Source organism: Nitrospirillum pindoramense, from assembly GCF_007827955.1.
GTDB classification, from domain to species: domain Bacteria; phylum Pseudomonadota; class Alphaproteobacteria; order Azospirillales; family Azospirillaceae; genus Nitrospirillum; species Nitrospirillum amazonense_B.
This window is the reverse complement of sequence record NZ_VITR01000043.1, coordinates 1-1,470: the sequence shown is the minus strand read 5'-3', so window position 1 is coordinate 1,470 and position 1,470 is coordinate 1. Positions and strand designations below refer to the sequence as shown.

1 protein-coding gene is annotated in these 1,470 nt (G+C 67.6%); it reads left to right on the top strand.

Annotated elements, in window-relative coordinates; translation table 11 throughout:
• The first annotated feature begins 266 nt into the window (after window positions 1-266).
• Entirely contained in the window at window positions 267-1,436 is a 1,170-nt protein-coding gene (locus FBZ90_RS27645) for an IS110 family RNA-guided transposase (RefSeq protein ID WP_186456085.1), read from the top strand.
• The last annotated feature ends 34 nt before the right edge of the window (window positions 1,437-1,470 follow it).

Here is a 1,470-nt window from a genome sequence, read left to right as displayed (position 1 = left end):
GCTTGTATGAGTTCCACTCATCGGGCCGCCTCCTGGTAGGATGGTTGGCCTGATGGCCGGGAGAGGGTCGCCGCAGAACGCTCGAAGTTATGTCTTCGTGCATGAGATTGGCGCCCTCGCCCGGTGCTTTTTGCCCGGACGGTATCCGGCGGTGTCGTGGCGAGGGGGCGGATGACCGCCCCGATCGGGGCGGTCATCCGCGCATGGACAAGCAGGGGCACGAGCACCGGCTCCGAGGCTTCCGGCCCATCCGCACGGGAGGCGCCATGCAGTTCGTCGGCATCGACATCGCGTCGGAAACCCACGTCTTCGCCGTCATCGACGCGGACGGCACAGTCCTGGTCAAACCCAAGCCGATCACCGAAGACGCCACCGGGCACAGCACCTTGCTGGCGGCTCTGGCGCCGCCAGGCGAGGCGCTGGTGGTCATGGAGGCGACCGGGCATTACTGGAAGAACCTGTTCGCCGTGCTGGCCGCCAAGGGCTACGGGGTCGCCCTGATCAACCCGTTGCGCACCCACCGCTTCCAGGGCGAGAGCCTGGAGCGCACCAAGACCGACGCCATCGACGCCATCGGCCTTGCCCGCTTCGGTCGTGAGAAGCGGCCGGCCGTCACCCGGCTCGGCAGCCAGGCCAGCGAGGACCTGCGCGAACTGGTCCGCCACCGCGACCGGCTGCGCCAGGACTTCGACGACCGTGTCCGCCAACTCCACCGGCTGGTCGATCTCGGCTTCCCGGAATTTCGCCGCTACGTCCGCACCCTCGACAGCATGTTGGCCACCGCAATCCTGGTCGAATATCCAACCGCTGAGGCCGTCGCCAAGGCCACCCCCCGTCGCCTCGCCAAGCTGCGCTACGATGGCCGCCACGCCGTCGGTGCCGAACTGGCCGACCAACTCATCGCCGCTGCCAAACGCTCGGTCGGCCAGCACCACGGCACCGCCTACCGCGTCCAGGTCCGCGACGTCTGCCAGGACCTCGACCTGTGGCGCCGCCGCCTCGCCGAGCGCGACGGCGACATTGCCCGGCTGCTCGATGACCATGAGGTCGGCTCGCTGCTCACCTCCATCGACGGCATCGGACCCGGAACTGCCGCTCGCCTCATCGCCGAACTCGGCGACCCCGCACGCTTCGACAGCGCCGCCGCCCTCGCCGCCTATGTCGGGGTGGTCCCGGCCTTGCGACACTCTGGAAAGCGCCGGCCAAACCGGGCCGCTATCACTGCCATCGGGAACGCCCGCCTGCGCACCGCCTTGTGGATGCCAACACTCACCGCAGTCCGACGAAACCCGTGGCTCAAAGCCTTCTATGACCGCCTGCGCGCCCAGGGAAAGCCCCCCAAGCTTGCCCTTCTCGCCGCCATGCGAAAACTTCTCGTCGCCGTTTACGCCGTCGCTAAGGCCCGAAAGCCCTTCGTGCCAAAGCTCGCTGGCTGACAAAAAATCTTGATCAACCTGACGGTATCTCATG

Bases quoted from the DNA above. Each gene is read 5' to 3' on its own strand.
- FBZ90_RS27645 (WP_186456085.1), top strand. From the start codon at position 267: ATGCAGTTCGTCGGCATCGACATCGCGTCGGAAACCCACGTCTTCGCC.